This window comes from Henriciella mobilis, from assembly GCF_003576315.1.
GTDB lineage: Bacteria > Pseudomonadota > Alphaproteobacteria > Caulobacterales > Hyphomonadaceae > Henriciella > Henriciella mobilis.
On record NZ_QWFZ01000032.1, the window covers coordinates 37,090 to 57,482 of the forward strand.

Genomic DNA, 20,393 nt, shown 5'->3' on the forward strand with positions numbered 1-20,393 from the left:
TCTCACGATTGCCTCCGTGAGGGACGGCGGCTTTGGCTGCGTATTATTCTGCAAGGAGCTGGATGTGAGCACACCCGATTGTGATCTTCGCGGAAAAACCGCACTGATTGTCGGCATTGCGAATAGTGATAGTCTGGCCTGGGCGGCGGCCACGTCCCTTCGCGGTGCAGGCGCGCGCCTGGCGATCACCTATTTGAACGAGAAGGCTCGCCCGCATGTTGAACCTTTAGCGAGAAAGGCAGATGCAGATCTCATTCTCGAATGCGATGTCACCAAACCTGGATCGCTGGACGCTGTCTTCGACGCGGTCGCAGCAAAATGGGATCGGCTTGATCTTGTCTTTCACGGGATTGCAAGTGCGCCAAAATCTGATCTTCAGGGGCGTTTGACAGACTGTTCGGCCGACGGTTTCGCAGCCGCCATGACGGTGTCTTGCTATTCGCTCCTTCATATGGCGCGGCGGGCTGAACCATTAATGCGACGCGGCGGCTCTCTGATCACGCTCAGTTTCTATGGCTCAGAAAAAGTCGTTGATCACTATAATGTCATGGGCCCGGTCAAAGCTGCGCTTGAAAGCGCTGTACGCTACCTTGCCCATGAGCTCGGACCCGCCGGCATCCGCGTCAATGCCATTTCCGCCGGACCCGTTGCGACAAGAGCCGCGTCTGGCCTCACCCATTTCGAAGAATTGCTAAACGAGGCCGCAGCCAAATCACCGCTGCGACGAACAATCGATGCCAGCGAAGTCGGAAAAGCGGCTTTGTTTTTGGCCAGCGATCTGTCCAGCGGCGTGACCGGTGAAATCGTTCATGTCGATGCCGGGTTCCATATCGATGGCATGATTTTTCATTGAGAAGAGAAACGATGATGACCGTAGAAGACCCTGTTTGCCGCAACACGATCCCCCTCGAAAACGCTCACGCGTCAGAGGAATATGGTGGATGGGCCTATTTCTTTTGCTCTAACCGTTGCCACACAGCTTTCAAACTAAATCCCGAACGCTATGCAGACGCGCGCATTCCCGCCGCCTTCAGCGCGCCGAGCGACGCCTCTCACCCATCCCGCAAAGCATGACTTAGCAGACAAAGACCCTCCACCATGGATCACTCCACCCACGCCCCCCCCTCTCGCCACGCGCCTCATGCCGGTCACGGACAGAAAAAAACGGACCCGCATGGCGGCCACGACCATGAAGGCATGATTGCCGATTATCGCCGGCGGTTTTGGGTTGTGCTGGTGGCCACGATCCCCATCCTCGCTTTGGCGCCGATGATCCAAGGCTGGCTTGGCCTCGAAGATGCCTTGCGGTTTCCGGGTGACCGTTATGTGCTGGCAGGGCTTTCAAGTCTTGTTTTCTTCTATGGCGGTTGGCCGTTCCTGAAAGGGTTTTTGCAAGAGATCACCGCCCGCGACATCGGTATGATGACGCTGATTTCGGTCGCGATTACGGCTGCTTACGCCTATTCCATCGGCATGGTCGCAATCGGCAGTGATGAGACCTTTTTTTGGGAGCTCGCAACCCTGATTGCGGTGATGTTGCTCGGGCACTGGATCGAGATGAAATCGGTGCTTGGCGCTGGGCGCGCCTTGGAAAAACTTGCAAGCCTGATGCCGGATGAAGCCCACCTGGTGGCGGATGACGGCAGCGTAATCGATGTGTCCGTTTCGACGCTGAAAGGCGGCGAACATCTTCTGATCAAGCCAGGCGAGAAAGTCCCAGCTGACGGGATCATTGTCAGGGGCGAGTCGTCTCTCAATGAATCCATGCTCACCGGCGAGTCCAAGCCGATTTTCAAGACCGTGGAGACCGAAGTGATCGGCGGATCAATCAATGGCGAAGGTTCGCTAACAATCCGGGTCGACAAGACCGGTGATGAGACTTTCCTGTCGAGCGTCATCAAGCTGGTTAAGGAAGCCCAAGCCAGCAAATCCAAAACCCAGGATCTCGCCAACACGGCGGCCAAGTGGCTGACTTTTATCGCACTTGGCGGAGGCCTATCGACCGTCTTGTTCTGGACCCTGTTCACCGATCAGGGATTTGGGTTTGCTATGGCGCGCGCCGTTACCGTGATGGTCATCGCCTGCCCGCACGCGCTTGGTTTGGCTGTGCCGCTTGTGGTTGCGCGCTCGACCGCGATCGCGGCCACCAATGGATTGCTCATTCGGGATCGGACGGCATTCGAAGAAGCGCGCAACATCAATGCCATCATTTTCGACAAAACCGGCACGCTGACCAAGGGCGAGTTTGGGATCACCGATACGCTTGTTTTTGATACGACATTCACTGAGAGCGATATCGTCGCCTACGCGGCGTCTATTGAAGCTCATTCTGAACACCCAATCGCCCAGGGGATCGTTCGCGATGCGCCGCAGGCATGGGGTGTCGACAAGTTTAAGGCGATCCCTGGCAAAGGTGCAGAAGGCCTCGTTAAGGACCGCGACGTGAAAGTCGTCAGCCCCGGCTATTTGCGCGACCAGGGTCTTGAAATGGATGATCCCCGGTTCGAAACCCTGAGCGCGCAGGGCAAGACAGTCGTCTTCGTGCTCATTGATGACAAGCTCGCTGGCGCAATCGCGCTGGCCGATATCATTCGTGAGGAATCCGCTAAAGCCATCCTCATGCTTCAGGCCATGGGCATTCAGTGCATCATGCTCACTGGCGACAATCAACAGGTGGCGGAATGGGTCGGCCAGGAAATCGGCCTCGACGAAGTGATTGCCGAAGTATTGCCGGAAGAAAAAGCCGCTAAAGTCCGAGAGGTTCAGTCCCGCGGTCTGATCGTGGCGATGACCGGTGACGGTGTGAACGATGCGCCGGCGCTGGCTCAAGCGAATGTCGGGATCGCAATCGGTGCTGGCACGGATGTCGCGATCGAAACCGCCGACATTATTCTTGTCCGGTCCAGCCCGTCAGATGTCGTAGCGATCATTGAACTCGCTCGCGCGACCTATAATAAAATGATGCAAAACCTCGCTTGGGCGACCGGCTACAACACGTTCGCCATTCCAGCGGCAGCGGGCGTGTTTTTCCCCTGGGGCGTAATCCTCACACCCGCGCTTGGGGCGGTGTTCATGTCGGCGAGCACCGTGATCTGCGCCATCAACGCCCAACTCCTCAAACTGTCTCGATCCCGGGTGTCGACATGACAGTGCGAGGTTTTGTTCCGGGTTTCGGATTTTTGACGCTCTGCCTCAGAGCGCTCAGCATCGGAGCCCTCCTGCTCCTGGTCCTGGTCCTGGTCCTGGTCCTGGATCATGCCGGGCATTTGAGCTGGCAAGACTGGCTGCTGATCGTTTTCATTTTTGCGGCGCAACTAACCGGTTTGAGGCCTTCAGGCCGGAGCCGCGTAACAAACCCATCATCGTCAACCCGCGGATCCCGTCCGTTCTGATCCCGCCATAGGAGCAATCGCCGTGCACAACCATTCTGATCATGACGACCATCAGCCAAAAGGCAGCCGGTTTTGGCTGCCGCTTTTGGTCTTCGCCGGAGCGATCGGGTTTCTTTTATTCTATGAACACCGCGCTCACATTCCCGCTGATGCGGTCTTCCTTGTTGGCTTCCTGCTTCTTTGCGGCGTGATGCACCTCTTCATGCATAGCGCGATGGGCGGCCATGGAGGCCACGGAAGCCATGGAGATCGGCGCCCTTCCCAACTCGATGAGGAAGATGACTGGAGGACAAGGCGATGAATGAGAACATGGCCCATTCTGAATATGGCCTCTGGTTTCTGGTGATCCTGAACTCTGCCATCTTTATCATTTTCGCGTTCAGTTTCGCCAAACCATCCAAGTCAAAAGACTGGACGTCATTTGGAGCGTTCAGCGCTTTTGTGATCGCTCTTTTTACCGAGATGTATGGATTCCCGCTTTCGATTTACTTCCTCTCTCCGTGGCTTGAATCGCAGTTTCCTGATGTCAATTGGTTCGCCCATGACTCAGGGCATTTCTGGGAGATGATTTTCGGCTGGCAAGGCAATCCGCATTTTGGCCCATTCCACTTCGCAAGCCTCGGCTTCATTTTGCTGGGCTTCAGCGTTCTGTCATGGGGGTGGCCGATCCTGCACGGGGCGCTGCGCAGCGGCAAGCTCGCCAAAACCGGCATTTATGCCCGCATGCGCCACCCGCAATATGCCGGCTTCGTGCTGATCATGTTTGGTTTCCTGCTGCAATGGCCGACCATCCTAACCCTGATCATGTTCCCGGTTCTTGTCTTCATGTATGTCCGTCTCGCTCTGAAAGAGGAGAAGGACGCCGAAGCCGCATTCGGCGGCGAGTATCGCGCCTACGCCGCGGTCACTCCGCGCTTCTGGCCGCGTTGGGGAACGCTAGCCGTGGTAGAGAACGAAAGCTGATGCTCTGGCTGTCCAAAGCAGCAGCGAAAAGGCGCAAAGGATTCTTTGTGTTCAGTTTGGCCTTTGCGTTTATACTAACAACCTTGGCGCTTGCACCGAGCGTCATGCCCGGCGCTCTGCCATTTTTGAAACCACTGACCATCGACACCGATCCGGAAAACATGCTGCCTGCGGATGCGACGGTGCGCGTACGCAATGGTGAGCTTAAAACAGTCTTTGATATTTATGATTTTGTCGTGGTTGGCGTTCTCAACGAAACGCACCCTCAAGGCGTTTTTAACGCCAAGGATCTCGCCAACGTAAAAACTCTGACAGACTATGCCAAAACGCTAAGCTACGAACAAAGGGCTGGGACGTTTGCGAACGTCATAGCCTCAGACATTATTGCGCCCTCGACCGTCGATAATATTGAAACGGAAAGTTTGGGAGCTGTTTCGTTCACCTGGCTGATGAAAACCGCCCCCTCAACCGATCAAGAGGCCGCGCTCATCCGTGATCGAATGCTCAAAATCCCTATGTACAAGGGTACGATGATCTCGGACGATGGAGCGGCGTTGGCGCTCTACTATCCGTTAAGCGAAAAAAGTATATCCCACGCCGTGGCGCAGGATCTACAAGAACTGATAGATACGTTCGAAAACACCGGCGCAGTTTATCATATTACTGGGTTGCCCGTTGCCGAAGACCGGTTTGGCTCTGAAATGTTCTTCCAGATGGCCGTATCTGCACCGCTGGCCATGCTTTTTGTTTTCGGACTTTTGTGGCTCTTCTTTGGTCACGTACGGATCATTCTGATCTCACTCCTTGCGGCGATGGCTTCTGTGATCTGCACAATGGCTTTGCTCGTTCTGTCAGGACAAACCATTCACATCATGAGCTCGATGATCCCGATATTTATCATCCCAATTGCGGTGCTCGATGACATTCATATCCTGTCTGATTTCTATGATAAATATACGCCCGAACGCGATCGACTGGAGATTGTAAATGAAGTTATGGCGGACCTTTGGCGCCCGATGTGGTATACGACGCTGACAACGGCGGTGGGGTTCGCCTCGCTCATGTTGACACCGATCCCGCCCGTTCAGGTCTTTGGATTGTTTGTGGCAATCGGTGTGTTTGTTGCCTGGTTTTTCACAGTCACACTTTTACCGGCCTATTTTATGAGCCTGCCAGACAAGGCGTTGGCAGATTTCGGCGCGCTCCAGACATCTGAGCGCGCAATTCGTGATCAAAGCTGGCTTGGACGGTTTTTACGAACAGCAGGCCCTTTTGCCGGTCACCGCGCCAAGTCCATTATTGTATTAAGCCTCGCGCTGGTCGTGTGGGCTGGCATTGGGATTGTGAATATCAGTGTCAATGACAACCCGATCAAATGGTTTGAGACGTCAGACCAGATCCGCGTGGCTGATCGCATCATTAATGAAGAGTTCGCTGGTAGTTATATGGCCTACTTGCATCTCAGTTCTGATAGTGCCGTCAACGATGAGCCTTTCAAGGCTCCAGAGACGCTTCGCTATATTGCCAAAATGAGCGCTGATCTTGAGGCTGAGAGTAACGTCATCGGCAAGGTTTCTGGATTGTATGATATTGTATCGACGGTCTATCGTGAACTATACAATGATCCTGCAGCTTACCGTATTCCCGATACCAGGCCTGCGATCGCGCAAACCCTGCTCATGTACGAGAACTCACATCGCCCAGATGATATTTGGACTTTCGTCACGCCAGACTTCCAAGATGCCGTTTTGTGGTTTCAGCTCAAAAGCGGCGACAATACAGACATGGCGCAAGTGGAGAAACTTGTCGGTGACTACCTGAACCGCAACCCTCCACCGCGCACCTTAGCGTCCGAATGGTTTGGACTGACTTATATCAATCTCGTCTGGCAAGATGAGATGGTGACCGGCATGCTCAAAGCGTTTCTGGGGAGCTTCATAGTTGTCTTGATACTCACTTCGCTTCTGTTCCGATCTTTGAGCTGGGGAATTATGGCAATGATTCCGCTCGCCCTTACCGTCGCAACGATCTACGGCGCGGTTGGATGGGCCGGTATGGACTATGATATGCCAACCGCCGTACTTTCTTCGTTGTCACTCGGGTTAGCCGTAGACTATGCAATTCACTTCCTCGCTAGGACACGAGAAATTTTCCGAAGACAGCAAGCATGGGAACCAACGCTTCGAGAGATGTTCGAGGAGCCGAGCCGGGCGATTTCTCGAAATGTCATCGTCGTCGGAGTTGGTTTCCTCCCATTGTTGGCTGCAAATCTTGTTCCCTATCAAACAGTTGGCATCTTGATTTCAAGCATCCTGATCCTCGCAGGCGCGGCGAGCCTGATCCTCTTGCCAGCTCTGATTTCTGTTTTCCAAAAACCACTCTTTCACCGCGAAAGGATAACAGAATGAATAAAGCCGCTCTGGTCTTCTTGATTATTGTAAGCGCTTTCGGACCACCAGCCCATGCGCAGAATACCGATGCGAATGACATCGCACGACAAGCGGAAAAGACTGCATTTTATCAGGGCGAAGATGGCCGTGCGCGTGTCTCTATGCAAATCATCGACAAACAGGGACGTACGAGATCGAGGGATATCACGATCCTACGCAAAGACGAAATCAACGATAATTCTGAATCAGGCGATCAGCGATTCTTTGTCTACTTTCGTGCGCCTAGCGACGTTCGCGATACTGTATTTTTGGTTTGGAAACATCCACAAGCAGATGATGATCGCTGGCTATATTTACCAGCGCTGGATCTGGTGCGCCGAATTGCGGCTGGAGACGAGAGATCAAGCTTTGTTGGATCTGACTTTTTCTATGAAGACGTATCTGGGCGAAGCGCTGAGGAAGATACACACGTTGTCCAAGATACAACTGAAACCTATTATATCTTAAAGAGCACACCAAAAGATCCAAATCGCGTGGAATTTGCCTATTATATTTCCTACATCCACAAAGAAAGCTACTTACCCGTCCAAGTCGAATATTATCAGTCTGACCATTCGAAATACCGCGAGTACACGGCAGAGGCGGTTGAAACCATTCAAGGGTTTCCAACTGTAACACGTGCAACGATGAAAGACCTCGCGGATGGAGGGCGGACAACACTTACCTATAGTGACATTCATTACGACATTGATCTTAGCGACGACATCTTCACGGAACGATATTTAAGAAATCCACCGCGGCAGTTCTTCGGCGAGAATTAAGAAATGTCACTCCGTACGATCTTTCTAATAGGCTTCCTCTTAGCCTTGACTTCGCGAGCCGGTGCGGTGCCGCCGCTACCAGAGGGGTTGAAGCCTCCAATCGAAACTGAGAGAGACGCTGCCCGAACTCAATCAGAGCCGGACTTGCCTGAAGGATTGATCAATCTCGACCTTAAAGAACCGCCGAAGGCTGACTCTGCTACCGAGGTAGCCGCGACAAAACCAGATTGGCGTCCAAGCGCGTTTATTGACACGCGCCTTGGTACCAGGTTGCGCGACCCGATCGATCAAGAACAGCTTTCGCTCGCAGAAACGCGGCTACAACTGAAGGCGGTCCGACGCTGGAGTAATATTACCGCAACAGTTGCGGTCGATATTCTCGCCGATGCAATCAGTGATTCGAATACGCCTGATTTGAATACGGGTGAAGGATTTGTCGATTTACGCGAGGCGAACGTGCTTTGGCGTCCATTATCTTGGATCGATATCAAAGCGGGCCGGCAGATATTAACTTGGGGTACTGGGGAATATTTATTCCTCAACGATCTCTTCCCGAAAGATTATAACTCATTTTTCATCGGGCGCCCCGACGCCTATTTGAAGGCACCTTCGGATGCGGTGAAGGTTTCTCTGTTCGGTGATATCGCTAATCTCGATATTGTCTATTCGCCGCAATTCGATTCCGATCGATTTGCGGATGGAGCAAGACTAAGCGTTTTTAACCCATTTCAAACTCAAGTCACTGGGAATAGATCCATAATAGAAAGCACACGACCTGCTGATGTATTTCAGGACGACGAATTGGCTGCGCGCATCTACCAAACAATTGGTGCCTATGAAGGCGCGTTGTATTTTTATAGCGGCTTTTGGAAAAGCCCGCTTGGATTTTCGTCAAATGAATCTGCGCTGCGACACAACACGCTGACATCATATGGAGGCAGCATACGCGGCCCAGCGAAGGGTGGTATCGCCAATTTAGAAGTCGCCTACTATAACAGCACAGAAGACCCAAGCGGTGACGAACCGTCAGTTCCAAATTCCCAGGTTCGGTTCCTTTTGGGGTATGAACGTGAATTGGCGAAGGACTTTACCGGTGCAGTTCAAGTCTACTTGGAACAGACAATTGATTACGGTGCTCTCACGCAATCGATACCTGTCGCGGCTCTGCGCCCAGATAAAACAAGACAGGTTGTGACGCTCCGCGCTCGAAAGGTCTGGCCTGAGAATCAAGTGACCGCTACAATCTTCGCAGCGTTCTCATCAACAGATCAAGATGGGTATATTCGCGCGAACCTCAACTGGAGTATCACCGATAACCTAACCCTGGAGGCCGGTTCCAACATCCTCTATGGCGCGCAGCAAACAACCCAGTTTGCTCAGCTCCAAAGCAATTCAAACATTTTTGTTGCCGCTCGCTATGGCTTCTAAAGCGCCGCACATTCATGACGATAGCCAAGAGGCTCAGAGAGCGAGGTCTAATAGATCATTTGGACTCGTCCTCGCGGGCGGCGGTGCGCGCGGGATGGCGCATGTTGGAGCCCGTGATCCAGCCCCGTGATCCACAAGACGTGCTCGACGAGCTTGTCTCAGCAGGTATTAATACAAGTTTCGAACACTGCGGCGTAAGGCAAGGCGTTGTTTTCGACAGCCAGACCAAGCCTCGTCGCGTGCATGGCGCACGGCCTTTGTTCTACTTGCTGAGGCGAGGTCGCGCAGACGGCAGTTTGGACCGCGCGCTTCTCGAACAAGCCCTCGCGGCTGGCGTGGAGGTTCGCTTCAATGACCGCGTAACACAAACATCCGGCGAGATGGTGCTTGCTGGAGGGCCGCGGCGCGCCGACATTATTGCAGTCGGAAAGATCTTCGATACGGATATGGCGGATGGCGCTTGGCTCGCATTGGACCCTGCGCTAGCGCCAAAAGGGTACGCCTATTTGCTTGTGCATCGGGGACGAGGGACAGTGGCAAGCTGCATGTTTACGGGCTTTCGCGACCAGGCATCACACCTTTCCGAGACATTAGCGTTCTTCGAGCGTCATGCCGGATTGTGTATGAAGAACCCTCAGCCGTTTGGCGGCTTCGGTAACACCCGCTTGCTCCGCACGGCGCTGCAGGGCGGATATCCCGTGATCGGTGAACATGCCGGCTTCCAGGATGCACTGGCCGGCTTCGGATTGCGCTACGCTATTCGGTCAGGTCGATTGGCCGCTGAAAGCATGATCCATGGAACCAGCTATAGACAGGCTTGGCGGAAAACGCTCCAGCCAACGCTTAGAACTGGCGTGGTCAATCGCTTCTTGTTCAATATCACTGGGCGTCGCGGAATCGATTTCATGCTTGGACACCTTGCCCGCGCCGACACAGGCGAGGCCCTCAGGCGAGCATACCGCCCGTCAACTCTAAAACGTCTTCTATTCCCTCTGGCGCGGCGCCGTTTTCGAGCGCCGCTCGCAGACCCCAGCTGCACCCATGAAAATTGCGACTGCATCTGGTGCGAGCATGGCACCCACAATCAGTCACCCAACTCTTGAGTGCAATTTTTTTAGCATGCCTTCGACCGGGCCTGCACGATGGAATCAAGGTCCGCGTATCTCACGAATGGCGAAGCATTGAGCTGCTGTGATATTTCGTCGAGCGTTGGGCGTGGTATTCTGTCATCCATGCGAGGGTCGTAAATCAGCAGCGCTTCACCAGAGTATGCGACTCGATCCAGCGCCAATCCGCGAAACGCTGATTTGTCTCGCGCCCAAACGCCGAATGCCTGAACAGCGCGCTCGCGCTGGGGGCGGTAAAGCGCAAGAATTTCAGCTAATCCCTCATCCGCTTTGAACTTCACGATGAACACGTAGGATCTGCCGGGATGAAGTTCAGCGCCATCGGCAGGTCCTGCCGCCAGATCAGCGCGTTGCAGCTCGCCGTGAAATTGGTTGGCATCGCCGCCGCTACGGGCCGTCCCTGAAAGACTCAAGCCCGTCAGGGCAAGCAGGCAAAGTACAAGAAAGACGATCAGGTGTGAGTTTTCCAATTGGCGTTTCATTGTCTGTCGCTCTTGGTGCCAAGCGCTCCAACTCGGTTTCTCAAATCGAGATCGTCACTAAATCATCAGTCAGATAGACATAGTCTGGGACAGGCAGATTCAGCGGTGCCGGTCCCTTTCTGATCCGCCCGGAAATGTCATAGTGCGATCCATGGCAGGGGCAGTACCACCCGCCATAATCTCCGACCGCGCCCTGATTTGGGCCTACAGGCACACAGCCAAGATGCGTACAGACGCCCGATGTAATCAATATAGCGGGGTTGAGCGTGCCATCACGGCGGGGCCTAAGACGGGCATCATCTGTTTCCGGGTCTGGCAATCGGTCGAAATTAACGGCGTTGGCAGCGGCGATCTCCGCTTCAGTGCGTCGGCGAATAAAAAACGGCTTACCGCCGATCAAAACCCGGATTTCGCCACCGACCGGAATCTTCGAAACGTCGACATCCAAGGAACTCGACGCGCGTGTGTCGCTCGCCGGATTCATTTGATCGACAAGCGGCCAGGCCGCCAGTCCCGTTCCAATAGCTGCGGCGGCAGTCGTCGCAATAAAGATAAAATCACGTCGTTCAACTTCTGTGGGAACGGAGTCTGACATAAAAATACTCCCTGAAATTCTCATCATTGGAACAGACGCCGGGCACGCTGTGTCCATTACAGGTGCAGCTGCGGCGTCCCATGCAGCGATGAATATATTGCCGCGCCCCATATTGGCTTTGGGGGGAGCATGGGACGCGGCAAGTTCAGAGCGAGATCGAGCGAGAGGGGAGGGCTAATCTCATTCTGCTTCATTGTTCGTCGAAGCGAACAATTTTTGGTCCGGGCTTTCACAGTTGGGGGGGACGTAGTGCGAAGGCCCGGGACCAAGGCGGCGGCGCCGAAGAACGACACCCGAACACGCCTTATTCTGTGGCAACCTCCTCCTCGCCCGTCATCATTGGGCAGTGCTCAGCTGGATCATGGCCCATAGCTTCATGTTTGGCCTCGCAGTCTTCCGCAGACATTGGATGATCACCAGATGCGGCATGCATTTGGTGGCCATCTGCGCCATGTTCCGTCATTTTATCCATGTCCATCGCCATGCCGCCCTCGCCCATCATGGGTTTGTCGCGACCCATCATGTGATCGCCGCCATGATCCATCATATGACCTTCAGCCATCTTACCTTCCATATTGGCCATGCAGCCCTCCATACCTTCCATGCCTTCATGACCAGCCATGCAGGTTTTGGCACTGGCGGGGTCCGTCTCCGCCTCAACGGCAGGTGTTTCGCTTTGATCATGTGTCTTGTGGCCGTCTTGAGCCAAGGCCATAGGCGACAAAGCAAAAACAGCGGCGGCGGTGATCCAGATCGGTTTCATGAGGGGTATCCTTTTTACAACTGTTCGAACCCAAGGGTATTGGGCACTTGCAACGTATTACGCAGCACACAGGCGGCGCCCTCATAATTGGCTCCACTCTTTCAAGTGTTTCACCGGAGCCCTGGTTTGATTGTCAGCCCCCGCATTCTCGCAGCCATCGTCATGGTCTTATGGGCCTCCTGCTATCCGCTCATCACGCTGGGGCTCGCTTATGCACCTCACCTGACCTTTGCAGCCCTGCGCGCTGTTCTGGCTGGTAGTGTTTTAATAGGTGTCGCCGCTCTGCGCCGAGCCGCGTTGCCTCGCGGGTGGACCGTTTGGGGCTGGATCACGCTTGCTGGTCTTGGAATGACCGGCATTGGCTACTTCGGGATGTTTCACGCCGCGGAGTTTGTATCACCTGGTCTTGCGACCGTGATAGAAAGTCTCCAGCCGTTGATCGCCGCCGTGCTCGCTGTCGTGTTTCTGCGCGAACGTCTTGGACCGATTGGCTGGTTTGGGCTTTGCCTCGGCGTCGGCGGCGTGGCGCTCATCGCCATACCGCGCGTACTGGCCTCGGGCGGGGGGTCAACAGCCTTCGGTCTGGTCCTGGTAATTATGGCGACGAGCGGCGTCGCTGTAGGTAACATCGCCATTAAGTCATTAGCGATGCGCGTCGATGCGGCGATGGCGATGGGGTTACAGCTTTTGGTTGGAGCGATCCCGATCTCAATTTTGGCGTTCGCGACCGAATCCCCAACGGCCATCGACTGGTCGGCGCAATTCATAATTTCACTTCTTGGACTCGCCCTGCCCGGGACGGCGCTGGCCTATTGGTTATGGCAGGTGACTTTGCAGTCGCTGGATGTATCCAAGGCGGCCGCATTTAGTTTTCTCGTTCCGATCATTGGCGTTTCGATTGGCGCGCTATTCTTCTCAGAGCCACTGACGATAAATGTCATTGGCGGCGGCGCGCTCGCTGCCATCGGGATCTATCTCGCATCGCGCCCGAGGTCCGAAACGTCGCCGCTAATGTCTGCTAAAAAAGAAGCCTAATCGAGCTTTTCGACCTGTTCCTGCAAGATTTTCCGGGCGCGGTAGACCCGTGTTTCCACCGCCTTGATGGAGACACTAAGTATTTCGGCCACTTCACTTTGGGGCATGTCTTGAAGGACCTGCAGCGTAAAGGCCTGCCTCAACTTATCTGGCAGCGCGTCCACCATTTTCGAGACACGGTTGAGCTCATCGCGGTGCTCATAATCGTCTTGAACATTTTGCGAGTGGTCCGCGATATCGGGCCGATCCGGGCTCTCCAGAGGTGCTGCTTGAAAGAAAAAGCTTCGCACGGCGCGTTTACGGCCATGATCACGAACTTTGTTGAGCGCAATGTGGTAGATCCAGGTCGAGAACTTCCGCGACGGGTCATAACGGTCAATCGAACGCCAGGCTGCGGTAAAGGCTTCCTGCAGCACATCATAGGCGTCTTCATTGCCACGCATCAAGCGTTGAACGTAGCGGTAGAGCGGTTCCTTGTAACGGCGCATAAGCTCGGTGAAAGCGCGTTCCTCGCCCCCCGCTGCGGCTACAGCAAGCTCTGCATCTGTTCGCTCTGTGTTGTGCACGTGTATATGTCTAAAGCTCCGTCAGTGCTCGAACGACTTCCGCGTCAAAGACGATCGCTTGTTCCTCGGTAAGGATCTCGCGCATCTCAAACACATGCTCGATAGTGACTTTTTGCAGCTCCCCCATGGCTGTGTGGAAATCATCGATGGCCGCCTGAACAGCGGGCGAATAGGATTTGTCGGCCTCCATTGCGCCAGCAAGTGCCAAGTTGGCCGCGCGAAGCTTTTGTTCCAGCTCAGCCTTTCTGGCCGCGAAACGGTGTTCGATTAGCTCGAGTTCTGCTTCCTGATCCGCTGAGAGATCCAAGTCGTGATGGACCAGCTCATGCAAACCAGAAGCTGTTTCGACCGGATGCGTTACAGACCAGTTTCCAGCGACAAACACGCCGGTCATGCCCGCGCACAGGGCTAGGAAAACGACAATGATCCAGTGTTCTAGTTTCATTACTCCTCTTACCTCAGAAGCCCGGAAGGGGCATATGGGGCGTCAACAGAGAAGACCGAAAAATCGCTCGGCGATGACTGGCTGGGCGCCCCGAACAATCCGACCAAAAGGCCGATTGCAACGGCAAGCGCAACCGCCGCGGTTCGACTTACTGCCGGTGTCGCAAAAAGGCGTCTGTCTGTGGCAATCGCTGCGGGCGAAGCTGGGTGTCCGGCTGGGTTGCGCGCGTCAATCCGCTCCCAAACCTCGGCTTCGAGATTGTGAAGGTCGCGATCAAGGGGCGCCGCCTTCAGATCTTTGATGAGCGCGTCTATGTCATTTTTCATGGCACTCTCCTTTCGAGAAGCAAATTTAGGGAGGATTACGTATTGTCAGATACGCAGCAGCTATAGCGCTCCCTCAAAAAACATTCATAAAAATCAGTATGCACCGATCGCGCGCCTGACAATGCCGATCTGCATGTGAGGGATGATACCTGTCGACACGTAGAAATTGGCAACCTGATCGCATTTTCGCAAGAGACGCCAATGACGCAAGAACTGGACATCCCGAAACCAACCACAGCTCCAAACTGGCGGTTGTTACAGTTCTTTTTCGCCTACATTCTGATTATCGCGGTCGCAAACTTGATCTGGGAAATCGCCCACGCGCCGCTTTACACGATCTGGATTGATGGGACACGCGCCGAGATCGCATTCGCGATTGCTCACTGCACATTTGGCGATGTCCTAATCGCCGGGTCTTCGCTGTCGATCGCCTGGCTCATCGCGGGGCGCCGTGGATGGCCAGACAAAAACTATTGGCGAGTCGCAGGTTTAAGCCTCCTGATCGGACTGACCTATACAGTGTTCAGCGAATGGCTGAATATTTCGATCCGCGAAAGCTGGGCCTACCGCGAAGCAATGCCGACGATCGGACCGCTCAACACCGGGCTGTCGCCGCTCTTGCAGTGGCTGATCATCCCCAGTCTGATCTTTGCCTGGCTGAAAAGCGCGATGCGTCGGTGACGGTTCGCTAAAGTGTCGCACCTCATACCCCAAGGGGGCATAAGGGGTGCCCGGTCTGGCCGCGTAACCATCCGACAACGACGCCTATTCCTCCCCCAATATTCCAGCGGCGTCCAACGCAATAAGGAGAACATCATGCGTTCCAAACTCGCCGGACTGCTCATCGCGACAAGCAGCTTGATCGCGCCCGCCGCACTCGCAGACGTTTATAATCTGGAGATCGACCAGTTTGAACGGACGGTCGATGGCAAGACGCTGACCGGCGTCAGCATCAACGGGACGAGCCCTGGCCCTCTACTGCGACTGCGTGAAGGCGAAGACGTCACCATCAATGTCACCAATACACTCGATGTAGATACCTCGCTTCACTGGCATGGGATTATCCTGGACGCTGGTATGGATGGCGTTCCGGGGATCAGTTTTGACGGCATCGCGCCGGGCGAGACCTACACTTACAACTTCACCGCCAACCAGTCAGGCACCTACTGGTACCATGGACACTCTGCGCTGCAGGAACAGGAGGGCGTCTTCGCGCCCATCATAATCGAACCGGCACAGCCGGACCCCTTCGAGTATGATCGCGAGCATGTGATCATTCTCGCCGACTGGCTGAACGACAGTCCCTACAAAGCGCTCGCCAATCTCAAGAAGCGCTCGAACTATTACAATTACAATCGCCGAACCGTTTTCGACCTCTGGCGTGATTGGACAAATGCTGATGGCGGCGAAAAGACCGACGTCATCCAGGAGCGACTGGCGTGGGGCCGGATGCGCATGGATCCAACCGACATTGTCGACATTACCGGCTACTCGTTTCTGGTGAACGGTGAAACGCCTGAAGACAATTGGAGCGGTCTTTTCGAACCGGGCGAGAAAGTCCGTCTCCGGTTCATCAATGCTGCCGCCATGACCTATTTCGACGTCAAGATTCCGGGACTCAAAATGACAGTGGTCCAGGCCGATGGTCAGAACATCGAGCCAGTCTCGGTTGATGAGTTCCCGATCGCTATCGCTGAAACCTTCGACGTTATCGTCGAGCCTGAGGCGGGACAATCATATACGATCTTCGCCGCTGCAAAGGACCGATCAGGATATGCCCGCGGCACACTCAGCGAGACACCCGGCGCCGAAGCGGCGATCCCGGAACTTGGGCCCCGGCCAGAGCTGACAATGGCAGCGATGGGCGAAGGCCATGCCAGCCACGGCGCGATGGCTGATGGTGAAGCTACCGGCATGGATGAGATGACCATGGACATGAGTGGAGACGCCCATAGCGGACATGGCGAAATGCCTGCGATGGAGCAAGGACAGAAAGTCCTCACCTATGACGATCTCCGCGCGCTCACGCCATATACGGACCGGCGAGCTCCAGATCGCGAGGTCGAGCTTCGTCTCACAGGGAACATGGAACGGTATTTCTGGTCGATTAACGACGTGAAGTTCGGTGACGCCGGCCCGCTGGAGTTTAATTACGGCGAACGCGTTCGTATCACATTCAAGAATGAAACCATGATGGAGCACCCGATGCACCTGCATGGATTGTGGATGGATCTGGTGAATGGCGAGGGCGACATGGCGCCCCGCAAGCACACGATCACGATCCGGCCAGGTGAAACTATCTCCGCCGATGTAACCGTCGATGCCACCGGATCCTGGGCCTTCCACTGCCACATTCTCCAGCACGCCGCGACCGGCATGTTCCGGCAAGTCGACGTCATTGGCGGCGCTCAATAACAAACACCCATAAGGATAAAACAGATGAAACCCAATTTCCTGATCGTGGGTGCGCTCGCCATGGCGACCGCCCTGCCGGCCCTCGCAACCGAAGGTGACCCGGTCTACAATTACACGTTGATCGAAGCCGATATTGCCGAGATTGATGATGAAACCGTCGGTGCCTTTGATGCCCAAGGCTGGGTCGGCGGTGATTATAATCGCTTTTGGTGGAAGACTGAAGGTGAGTTTGCCGATGGCGACTTCGAGGACGCCGAGGTCCAAGCGCTGTATTCACGCTACATTTCAAAATTCTGGGATGCGCAGATTGGTGTGCGCTACGACCTTGAGCCTAAAGGCGAGACCTATGGCGTTATAGGGCTGCAAGGTCTTGCGCCCTACTTCTTCGAAGTTGATGCCGCCGCCTTTGTCTCTTCGAGTGGCGATGTCAGCGCCCGATTTGAAGCCACGGGCGAACTTTTGTTCACGCAACGCCTGATCCTCGAACCCGGCATTGCGCTAGATTTCTATGCCGAAGACGATCCGTCCCGGCAGATTGGTTCGGGATTAGCGACGGCGGAATATAGCGCTCAATTGCGCTATGAATTCACCCGTGAATTCGCACCTTATGTCGAGCTTGCCTATGAAGAAGCCTATGGCGACACCGCTGACTTTCAACGATTGGAAACCGGCAGCGCGGATGACACCGTTTTTAAAGTCGGCTTGCGAACCATGTTCTAGCGATTCTTAGGAGGCAGCGTTTCTATTGGCGACTCCGGACCGGCAATCAATCAGCAGACGGAAGCTAAGGCCCGCATCGAAGGATGCGGGCCTTGACCTGAGCCCTTCGGCTCCCTCGTTTATTTCGAGAGTCTGACCCTTTCATAGTCCAAGGTTTGATGTCTGGCGAGCGCGCCGGGAGTGGAGCCCCCGACAAGCTCGAGCGACCGGCGCGCTGCGGGCGTCAGCCCGCCCAGCGATGAGTGAGGCCGGTGATGATTGTAATCGTGCCGCCAGCGCCCCAGTACCTTTCTGGCGTGGGAGAGACTGTCGAAGACTTCCTCGTTGAGGCATTCGTCACGGAGCTTGCCATTGAAGCTCTCGACGAAGCCGTTCTGCTGCGGCTTGCCCGGCGCGATGTAGTGCCAGGCGATGCCGGTCTCGTTCTGCCATTCCAGGATGGCGCGCGAGGTCAGCTCGGTCCCATTGTCCGAGACGATGGTCTCCGGCCGGCCATAGAGGCGGATGCAGCGATCAAGCTCCCGCGCCACACGCGCGCCTGACAGGGAGGTGTCGGCCACCAGTGCCAGGCATTGCCGGGTATAGTCGTCGATCACGTTCAGCATCCGGAACCGCCGCGCCGGACCGAAGACATCAGACACAAAGTCAAGGCTCCAGCGTTTCGATGGACCGTCCGGGACAGGCATCGGCTCGCGCGTCCCGGTGGCGCGCTTGCGTCCCCGTCGTCGCTTCACCGCCAGGCCTTCCTCCCTGTAGAGGCGCCTCAGCTTCTTGTGGTTCATAACGATGCCTTCGCGTTCGAGCATCAAGCCGATGCGGCGATAGCCGAACCGGCGGCGCGTTGCCGCGATCTCGCGCATACATTTGCGGATCTCCGGATTATCCGGCTCCGCTTCTCGCCTGACAGTCTTCGGATCGACGCTGACCAGTCGGCAGGCGCGACGCTGGGAGATGTCATGATCCGACATCGCTCCGAGCGCCGCCACCCGCTTCAACTGGGGCGTCGTCAGTACTTTCCCAGCAGATCCTTCAGAACGACATTATCAAGCATCGCATCCGCCAGAAGGCGCTTCAATTTCGCGTTCTCACCCTCCAGCGTCTTCAGCCGGCGGGCATCGGACACGTCCATCCCGCCGAACTTTGCCTTCCATTTGTAGAAGGTGGCCGAGCTGACGCCATGACGCCGGCAGACATCCGCCGTCGACATGCCGCGCTCCTGTTCCGCCAGGATCGCGATGATCTGTTCTTCCGTGAATTTGCTCTTGCGCATTGTCTGTCTCCATAACGACAGACTCTCAATTCAAATGCGGGACCAATCGGGGCTCAGGTCAATACCCGCGTTGAAGCAACGCCTTAGCGACACGCTTTTCAGGCGCGGCCAATGAGCCTTGTTTTGATCGCTTAGCCATTTCAAAAAACTAGCACAGATCTCTTAAGAGTTGATTTTTTGATTTTCTTCAACTCGTCCGAGTTGCGGACGATTTGGCTAATTGAACTCAGATTGGCGCTAAATCGAGAGGCAGCGATGAGCGCCCTAGTTAGAGCGTTTGGTGTGACTTCGCACCATTATCCGAAAACGAAGCATGCCAGATCATCAGAACTGATACACCGGCGCAAACCCGCCGCCGCTGGTGCGGAAGTTGGTCGTCTGTCCCTGATAAACGCGGGCAGCCAACAGCAGTGTTTTCCCGGCATAAGTGTAAAGCCGAACGTCATACTTCAGTGTTACCGGCTCTTGGTCGACAGTTACAGCGCGCACCGTCGGCGGGACCAGGGCTTGAGCAATATAATCCCCTTCCAGGATTGCCGACCAGACGCGTTTCGTCAGCTTGTCACCACGATAAGCAGCACGGCTGCCAAAACCCGCGGCGGGTTTAAAGAAGTATCCTCGCCGCGTCGCCCAAAGCTCATCAGCGACGTCTTCGGTAACGCGCCGCGTATCGGGGATCGCCGCAAGCACCTGTCGGTCTGCGTCATCCGCGCCAAACGATTTAAGCGAATCTGGATCGCTAAGCCAAATCAGGTTTCGTTTGTTGGCATAGAGCGCGTGGTGGCGCGGCGCCGGACTGATAACCACCGCCTCGTCGAGGAGCGCGGCGCGCAGATGTGCATGACCTGGCTCGGACAGATCAAAATCCGTTAGCCGATTATAGACCATGTCGATAGCTCTTCCACCGTGCGCAAGATCGCCGTTCTCATAGGTGAGCGCCTCGGGGTCAAGGATGAGGGTTTCGATGCCGTTGCGGGCCAACAAGTCTCTCGCGAGCACCATGTCCGGATAGAGATACTGCCCAGATGCGTCCTGATCGAGAATAGCCAACCTGCCCGGACGGCCCTCCCGTCCCGTCGCCTGCCACTCAGAGATGAAGCTTTCAACAAGGACTGCATCGATTGCGTCCGAATCCGCGAGACGCGCGTCTCCGCAAGCCTCAGCATGTTTCGCCGCAGCGCGCTGGAGCTCGCTGACCAGGAAGGCTCCGCCGGCATTTGTATTTATCTCAATGAGTTTGGGTCCGTCTTCAGAGATGTGAAAATCGTATCCCATGAACAGACCGCGTGCGCCGGTCTGAGCGCTGAAAATATTATCATTTGAGCGTGCCAGGGCGACCTCTTGATAAGACGTCAGGGATGCCACCGCTTCAATTGCAGACACTTGCGCCTGCATCGCCCGCAGGTCCGATGGTGAGACAAAAACGGCCGTGGCCGCAAATAGATTGGGCCGCGCCGCCAGAAGCGCCGAGAGCTCATCATTGCCGGCATGATCCAAAATGGCTTCATCAAGATCGGCCCTGCCGAGCGTCATGCAAAAGCAGGACTTGTTGAGGGAAATCAAATCACTTGCGCCAGGCAGTTCGCAGGTTTTATCGCACCGCATCAAAACCCCTTTCTGGGCGAGACTGAACCATCACACTCATCGCCTTTCTC

Annotated in this window: 20 protein-coding genes; 13 read left to right on the top strand and 7 right to left on the bottom strand. The window is 55.2% G+C overall.

Going from position 1 to position 20,393, the window contains the following annotated elements:
• Window positions 1-64 precede the first annotated feature (64 nt).
• The 9 genes from fabI to D1227_RS14410 all read left to right on the top strand — a co-directional run bounded on the left by fabI (window position 65) and on the right by D1227_RS14410 (window position 10,097).
• Window positions 65-853, top strand: coding sequence for an enoyl-ACP reductase FabI (gene fabI / locus D1227_RS14370; RefSeq protein WP_084398726.1), 789 nt, complete (start codon window positions 65-67; stop codon window positions 851-853).
• 14 nt (window positions 854-867) lie between these two features.
• Window positions 868-1,074, top strand: a complete 207-nt coding sequence (locus tag D1227_RS20505; RefSeq protein ID WP_084398737.1) for a YHS domain-containing protein — start codon at window positions 868-870, stop codon at window positions 1,072-1,074.
• Between the two features lie 24 nt (window positions 1,075-1,098).
• Window positions 1,099-3,147, top strand: a complete 2,049-nt coding sequence (locus tag D1227_RS14380; protein ID WP_084398725.1) for a copper-translocating P-type ATPase — start codon at window positions 1,099-1,101, stop codon at window positions 3,145-3,147.
• Window positions 3,148-3,414: 267 nt separating this feature from the next.
• Window positions 3,415-3,693 (top strand): DUF2933 domain-containing protein, encoded by a 279-nt coding sequence (locus D1227_RS20510; RefSeq protein ID WP_084398724.1) that lies wholly within the window; start codon window positions 3,415-3,417, stop codon window positions 3,691-3,693.
• Window positions 3,690-4,355: a methyltransferase family protein gene (locus D1227_RS14390; RefSeq protein WP_084398723.1), complete on the top strand. Its 666-nt coding sequence runs from the start codon at window positions 3,690-3,692 to the stop codon at window positions 4,353-4,355. Before D1227_RS20510 ends, D1227_RS14390 begins: the two co-directional genes overlap by 4 nt.
• Complete coding sequence (locus D1227_RS14395; RefSeq protein ID WP_119405114.1) at window positions 4,355-6,763, top strand: efflux RND transporter permease subunit; 2,409 nt, start codon at window positions 4,355-4,357, stop codon at window positions 6,761-6,763. Before D1227_RS14390 ends, D1227_RS14395 begins: the two co-directional genes overlap by 1 nt.
• Window positions 6,760-7,566 (top strand): outer membrane lipoprotein-sorting protein, encoded by an 807-nt coding sequence (locus tag D1227_RS14400; protein ID WP_119377449.1) that lies wholly within the window; start codon window positions 6,760-6,762, stop codon window positions 7,564-7,566. Before D1227_RS14395 ends, D1227_RS14400 begins: the two co-directional genes overlap by 4 nt.
• A 3-nt stretch (window positions 7,567-7,569) precedes the next feature.
• On the top strand, window positions 7,570-8,994 hold the full coding sequence (locus tag D1227_RS14405; protein WP_119377450.1) for a hypothetical protein: 1,425 nt from the start codon (window positions 7,570-7,572) through the stop codon (window positions 8,992-8,994).
• A 101-nt stretch (window positions 8,995-9,095) separates the two neighbouring features.
• Window positions 9,096-10,097 carry an NAD(P)/FAD-dependent oxidoreductase gene (locus tag D1227_RS14410; RefSeq protein ID WP_147372883.1) on the top strand — a complete coding sequence of 334 codons (1,002 nt, stop codon included), beginning with the start codon at window positions 9,096-9,098 and terminating at the stop codon, window positions 10,095-10,097.
• 11 nt (window positions 10,098-10,108) lie between these two features.
• On the opposite strand, the gene D1227_RS14415 is transcribed toward D1227_RS14410, so the two are convergent.
• The 3 genes from D1227_RS14415 to D1227_RS14425 all read right to left on the bottom strand — a co-directional run bounded on the left by D1227_RS14415 (window position 10,109) and on the right by D1227_RS14425 (window position 11,961).
• Entirely contained in the window at window positions 10,109-10,603 is a 495-nt protein-coding gene (locus D1227_RS14415) for a hypothetical protein (RefSeq protein ID WP_119377452.1), read from the bottom strand.
• Window positions 10,604-10,643: 40 nt separating this feature from the next.
• Complete coding sequence (petA, locus tag D1227_RS14420; protein WP_084396435.1) at window positions 10,644-11,198, bottom strand: ubiquinol-cytochrome c reductase iron-sulfur subunit; 555 nt, start codon at window positions 11,196-11,198, stop codon at window positions 10,644-10,646.
• Between the two features lie 304 nt (window positions 11,199-11,502).
• Complete coding sequence (locus D1227_RS14425) at window positions 11,503-11,961, bottom strand: hypothetical protein (protein ID WP_119405115.1); 459 nt, start codon at window positions 11,959-11,961, stop codon at window positions 11,503-11,505.
• Window positions 11,962-12,087: 126 nt separating this feature from the next.
• On the opposite strand from D1227_RS14425, the gene D1227_RS14430 reads away from it, so the two are divergent.
• Window positions 12,088-12,996, top strand: coding sequence for a DMT family transporter (locus D1227_RS14430; protein WP_084396437.1), 909 nt, complete (start codon window positions 12,088-12,090; stop codon window positions 12,994-12,996).
• Here D1227_RS14430 and D1227_RS14435 read toward each other — a convergent pair.
• Window positions 12,993-13,562 carry an RNA polymerase sigma factor gene (locus D1227_RS14435; RefSeq protein ID WP_147373322.1) on the bottom strand — a complete coding sequence of 190 codons (570 nt, stop codon included), beginning with the start codon at window positions 13,560-13,562 and terminating at the stop codon, window positions 12,993-12,995. The genes D1227_RS14430 and D1227_RS14435 overlap by 4 nt on opposite strands.
• Window positions 13,563-13,572: 10 nt before the next feature.
• Window positions 13,573-14,007, bottom strand: a complete 435-nt coding sequence (locus tag D1227_RS14440) for a Spy/CpxP family protein refolding chaperone (protein WP_084396439.1) — start codon at window positions 14,005-14,007, stop codon at window positions 13,573-13,575.
• Window positions 14,008-14,534: 527 nt separating this feature from the next.
• Between D1227_RS14440 and D1227_RS14450 the strand changes: the two genes are divergently transcribed.
• The 3 genes from D1227_RS14450 (at window position 14,535) to D1227_RS14460 (ending at window position 17,468) form a co-directional block, all read left to right on the top strand.
• The gene (locus D1227_RS14450; RefSeq protein WP_233349719.1) at window positions 14,535-15,014 is read left to right on the top strand and encodes a hypothetical protein; all 480 of its coding nucleotides are present in this window, start codon (window positions 14,535-14,537) and stop codon (window positions 15,012-15,014) included.
• 135 nt (window positions 15,015-15,149) lie between these two features.
• Window positions 15,150-16,748 carry a copper resistance system multicopper oxidase gene (locus tag D1227_RS14455; RefSeq protein WP_119405118.1) on the top strand — a complete coding sequence of 533 codons (1,599 nt, stop codon included), beginning with the start codon at window positions 15,150-15,152 and terminating at the stop codon, window positions 16,746-16,748.
• 60 nt (window positions 16,749-16,808) lie between these two features.
• A complete protein-coding gene (locus tag D1227_RS14460) occupies window positions 16,809-17,468 on the top strand; it encodes a copper resistance protein B (RefSeq protein WP_158586662.1) in 660 nt (219 codons plus the stop codon).
• 119 nt (window positions 17,469-17,587) lie between these two features.
• Here the strand turns inward: D1227_RS14460 and D1227_RS14465 are convergent.
• Together D1227_RS14465 and D1227_RS14470 are read right to left on the bottom strand one after the other, a co-directional pair.
• Window positions 17,588-18,738 (bottom strand): IS3 family transposase gene (locus D1227_RS14465; RefSeq protein ID WP_119377456.1). Its coding sequence is split into 2 segments (ribosomal slippage): window positions 17,588-18,480 and window positions 18,480-18,738, totalling 1,152 coding nucleotides; the frame shifts between segments, so codons are not numbered across the junction.
• Window positions 18,739-19,062: 324 nt separating this feature from the next.
• Window positions 19,063-20,301, bottom strand: a complete 1,239-nt coding sequence (locus tag D1227_RS14470; RefSeq protein WP_233349717.1) for a hypothetical protein — start codon at window positions 20,299-20,301, stop codon at window positions 19,063-19,065.
• Between the last annotated feature and the right edge of the window lie 92 nt (window positions 20,302-20,393).